At 54.1% G+C, this 5,168-nt stretch carries 4 protein-coding genes and 1 pseudogene; all 5 read right to left on the reverse strand.

Translation table 11 applies throughout. From position 1 onward, the window contains the following. Positions 1 to 115 (reverse strand): annotated as a pseudogene (locus DQ405_RS23830) (four-helix bundle copper-binding protein); the annotation flags it as partial. A 488-nt stretch (positions 116 to 603) separates the two neighbouring features. Further along, a complete protein-coding gene (locus DQ405_RS23835; RefSeq protein WP_168426326.1) occupies positions 604 to 1,425 on the reverse strand; it encodes a c-type cytochrome in 822 nt (273 codons plus the stop codon). A 9-nt stretch (positions 1,426 to 1,434) separates the two neighbouring features. Further along, positions 1,435 to 2,433 (reverse strand): copper resistance protein B, encoded by a 999-nt coding sequence (locus DQ405_RS23840; protein WP_168426327.1) that lies wholly within the window; start codon positions 2,431 to 2,433, stop codon positions 1,435 to 1,437. Next, positions 2,423 to 2,725: a hypothetical protein gene (locus tag DQ405_RS23845; protein ID WP_168426328.1), complete on the reverse strand. Its 303-nt coding sequence runs from the start codon at positions 2,723 to 2,725 to the stop codon at positions 2,423 to 2,425. Before DQ405_RS23845 ends, DQ405_RS23840 begins: the two co-directional genes overlap by 11 nt. 12 nt (positions 2,726 to 2,737) lie before the next feature. Further along, entirely contained in the window at positions 2,738 to 4,591 is a 1,854-nt protein-coding gene (locus DQ405_RS23850) for a copper resistance system multicopper oxidase (RefSeq protein ID WP_168426329.1), read from the reverse strand. Positions 4,592 to 5,168: the final 577 nt, after the last annotated feature.

A 5,168-nucleotide genomic window follows, 5' to 3' on the forward strand; every position in this document is an offset into this window, starting at 1 on the left:
ATCGAGCCATCATTTTTACGTCATCCTCACGCAGACAAGCAGAGGCGCACGTTTCGCACACCAGGGCACAATTCGAACAAGCTTGGATGCAGGAAGCGAACATAGAATTGGTCATTGCGTTCTCCAGGGTTCGATAGTTGTATGTCGTCGTGGCCTGCTAGCTGAATAGCCTTCATCAGCGTCTTAGCAAGCACAGAAAATACGACATGCCCCGGCCGCACCCGTTTCGATCAACTTCATTACAATGCTGTAAGGTTCGCGCCAGTACCTGAGGTATATATTCGGGAGGGCAGCCACGGAGCCGCTAATGATCCAAACCGCTTGTTAGCCTGGCCAGCTTCGCTAGTCTGTTTTAGAGGGATGGGAGCGGTACGGGATAGCTCCCTGTCGCCACGACTGGGAGCCTCCATGGGGAACTGGCCGGAAAAGCCGCTGTGTTACGTCAGTTACCAGCCTTGCAGGCTAGCGTCTGATGGGAAGAAGCAGTATCAAGGTCCGCGGGTATCGGTGCGTCGGCTAGGATGGCCTACGACTGACCGCTCTGCTTGCTGAGCCGCCTTTCTAACAGCTCGGTCAGAACCGCGTAGGCAGACATGCCGAATGTTAGTGCTCGTGTTGCTTCCCGTCTGCGTGCACATGGTTTTTCGAAGGGGATTTGCCTTCCGCATCGGCACTGTCACTGTCACTGTCACTGCCATTGCTGTGCTCAACCGCCTGGGGCTCCTCGGACGCATGATGGTCATCGCTTTCGTTATCACCATGATGACCGGAGCTTGATTGGCTGGTTGCTCCACCTGAGCTGCTAGAGCCATGGTGATCCGAGCTGCCACTGTCGCCCTGATGGTGGTCGTCCGAGGCCATCTCACCATGTTGTTCACCGTGCCCAGCTGGGGTCTCCCCACCACCATGCTGATGACCACCGCTAGACGCAACGAGTGCTCGATACGCTCCTTCATCTAGCTCAGGAAGCTTCTGCAGGAAAGCCACCATCCCCCATATGTACGGGTCAGCCATGCTTTTACCCCACGCAGGCATACCAGTGGCCTTGATGCCATGCTTGATGACCCAAAACGTCTTTGCTGGGTCATCGTATAGCCCTGCTTCAGCCAAGTTGGGTGGAGCAGGATAAAGGCCTTTGCTTAACTCGGTCTCAGCCATGCCTGGCGCCAAATGACAACCCACACACATCGAGTTGTAGTTCCCCGCCCCGGCGCTGATTTGGCCTTCATCGTCAAGGGCTGGCACGGCTATGTCTTCGGAGCGAACCACAATCGAGCGATTGCGAGCAGTTTCCAGGAAAGCGTATACGGCTTCCGTATGAGGATCATCCGCGGCAACATTAATCAGTCCTGTAAAAACAACACCGGCCAATATCAACAGGCCTAGTGCGCAGAAGGTAACGAAGCTAATAATTATTCGTTTCATTGAAAGTCCTTAAAACCAAAGCCTGATGCCAGCAACGAACCGCGCCTCATCTGCATCTTCGCCTTCATCTCTCGCCATATCAGCGGTATTGCCGTATGCCCGGTTCCAGGTGACGCCGATGTACGGTGCGAACTCACGAACAATTTCGTATCGGAGGCGTAGCCCCACCTCTGTGTTTGCAAGACCAGCGCCTACTCCGCGCGCTGGGTCGTCCTTGCCATAGAAATTGAACTCGGCAGTCGGTTGGAGGATGAGCCTGTTCGTTAGAAGGATGTCGTATTCGCCTTCTAAGCGTGCTGCTGTCTGCCCACCTTCACCAACAAAGGCGGTGGCTTCCGCTTCGAATCCATACAGAGCCAGCCCCTGAAGGCCGAACGCCGCCCACGTCTGCGGAGACGCGGGCTTAAAGTCCTGGCGAACACCCGCTACCACATCCCACCAAGGGCTTATTGCGCGCCCGAAGAGCGCCTGGATCTCGGCATCTTCAGTAACGCCATTTGTTCGCTCACCTTCCGAGCGAAACCAGAACCGATTGATATCGCCACCAACCCAGGCGGTAGCTTCCCAACTGAGAGTGCTACCTTCATCTGCGTCCTGGTACTCAAGTTGATCTAGCAGAAGGAACCAGGCCAGATACTTGTCATGGACCGTATGACCCTGAAGACCAGGGAAAGCCGCTTCTCTATCCGCATCGGTCAATACCGGAATGAACGAGGGATGAACCATGCCAGGCATTTCGAGCGTATCGTCATGCTTCATTTGGCCATGGTTCATCTTGCTATGGTCCATCGCACCATGACCCATTGCAGAATGATCCATTTGCCCACCGGAGCCATGATTCATAGCCGCGGGCTTGGCTGAAGATGCAGGGGCTTGAGCTGCCTCAGTAGGAGAGGCTTGATGCATCGAGTGATCCATCATCTCGGCGGCGTTGGCTGTGCCTCCAACCACCGCGCTCAACGAAACTCCGAGTGCAATCAGAGCAAAGCGACAAGATCTAGTGGTCATGGTGTGAATCCACCTCAGTACCAGTAGCCTTCGGGTCATGACCCATTTTGCCGTTGTCCATTTCACCATGGTCCATCGAGCCATGATCCATGTCGCCGTGGTTCATTTCTGAGTTAGAGGTTTCTGGTGCCTGAGATGCCGGCTTGTTGTCCGGACTTTGCGACAAAGCCGATGATTGCTTGTGCTGATCATGCCTTTGCTCTGCAAACGCAGCTGACATATTCATTACGCCCAGCAAACTGAATATAAACGCGCTGCCGATAAGAGTTTTACGCTTCATAAAATTTCCCATATAAAGTTCCTCTTACTCATCCACTCGGACTTCACGAAACATGCCCATTTCCATGTGAAGCAGTAGGTGACAGTGATAAGCCCAACGCCCTAGCGCATCAGCTGTCACGCGGTAGCTGCGCTTCGAACCTGGAGGCATGTCGATCGTGTGCTTGCGAACCATGAACTTTCCGTTCGCATCTTCAAGATCGCTCCACATACCATGCAGATGAATCGGATGGGTCATCATGGTGTCGTTAACCAACGTGATGCGTACCCGCTCGCCATATTTGAGCCGTAGGGGCTCCGAATCAGAGAACTCTATGCCGTCAAATGACCAGGAGAACTTCTCCATGTGGCCGGTGAGATGGAGTTCGATCGTCCGACTTGGCTCGCGGCCGTCCGGATCCGGGAAAGTGCTGCTCAAGTCGCCATAGGTCAGGACTCGGCGGCCGTTGTCTCGTAAGCCAATACCGGGATCGTTTAGCCTATGAGTCGGGCTCATGGTCTGCATATCCACCAGTGGGTTATTGGACTCTGAGGGCGGGTGCGATTGCATACCTCCGCTCATACCCGCCATCCCAGAGTGGTCCATCCCTGACATCCCAGCCATTTTGCTGTGATCCATTCCGGACATTGCGCCCATGCCGCCCATTCCCTGCATGTCACCGTGGTTCATACCGGACATGTTGCTATGGTCCATCGCACCCATGTCGCCCTGCATGCCGCCGCCATGGTCCATGCCCGCCATCCCGCCCATACTGCCGTGATCCATCCCCATGTCGTCCATGGTGATTAGCGGTCGAGGATCGGTTTCTGGAACAGGAGCGCTCAGCCCTTCGGCAACCGCTAGCGTGCCACGGGCGTACCCTGTGCGGTCCATCGATTGGGCGAAGATCGTGTAAGCCTCCTCGGTTGCAGGCTCGACAATCACATCGTACGTCTCTGCCACGGCAATGCGGAATTCGTCGACGCTAACGGGGTTGACGTATTGGCCGTCGGCTGCGACTACGGTCATCTTCAACCCTGGAATGCGGACATCGAAATAGCTCATGGCCGAGCCGTTAATGAACCGCAGACGAAGCTTCTCGCCGGGCTTAAAGATACCGGTCCAGTTCCCGTCGGGTGCTTGGCCGTTCATTAAGTAGGTATAGGTGTAGCCACTTACGTCGGCGAGGTCGGTGGGGCTCATCTTCATCTGAGCCCACATCTTCCGATTTGCGATCGTTGCGGCCCACCCGTCTTCGCTCACATCGTTAATGAAGTCTCCGACAGTGCGCTTATGGAAGTTGTAATAATCGGACTGCTTCTTGAGCTTAGAAAGGATTCGAGCAGGATCCTCATCGGACCAATCAGTCAACATCACCACATAGTCGCGGTCATAGCTGAACGGTTCGGGATCCTTCGCATCGATGACCAAGGGACCATAGACACCAAGCTGCTCTTGTAGGCCTGAATGACTGTGGTACCAATAGGTACCGCTCTGTTTAACCTGAAACTTGTAGACATACATGCCATCGGGAGCGATGCCGTGGAAGCTCAGTCCAGGCACGCCATCCATGTTGGCCGGCAGGATCATGCCGTGCCAGTGAATGGATGTATCTTCGCTCAGCTTATTCCTGACCCGCAGCGTGACCGTATCCCCTTCACGCCAACGAAGAAGCGGTCCTGGAATAGTGCCGTTGATGGTCATTGCCGTCCGAGCCGCGCCGGTGATGTTGACCGGCGTCTCCCCAATCAGTAGATCGAACTCCGTGCCGGTTAGTACGCTGGGCTGGCCGGGACTACTCACTGCCCAGACCGGAGCTCTCCACAAGCCAAGACCGCCAAGGAGGCCTGCGGCGGTCAAGCCTTTAACAAAGGTTCGCCTAGAGGTTTTACGTTGCATGTGTACGTTCCAATCAAGCTAAGGAGCCAAGCTGAAACCAGCCCTAAGGGTTGATGTTGCCAGCGTTAATTGATCTTAGAAGCTCGCGCGGTCTGTCTTATCAAGCGACTCGCCTTTATCGTAAAGATGGCATACCTGAGGAAGAGGCGTGATTACATTTTTGTAAGCTTAATGCGCATCAAAAGCGATCAAGAAATCACCTGACCACGTCGATTTCTGTATGGAGGCTGCGCAATAGCTTTACCTTGGGACGGAACTTTTGATTTATTTGAAGGATGTGGCTGCAATGATGCTCATTGAAAGTCGAACATCAGAAATCTAATAGCGGCTGCCTTCCAATCACTATATTTCGACCACGCTTCTATTGTTTCCAATTTATGTCGCATAGTTGGCGATGCCGCTTAAAAATGTGAGCGGCTAATACGACTTCGCTAGTTCTTCCAACTGAGGCTGCAAGTGGCAACACCATGGCAGCTACAACGTTCGTAGAAGCTGCCATAGTTACCAGAGCCGCATGGTTAAATTTGCATAAGGCTTCGCATTAGCAGTTAGCGTGAGCGTGCTTCGCCTTTGAGAC

The sequence above is a fragment of the Pseudomonas sp. SST3 genome (assembly GCF_003325755.1).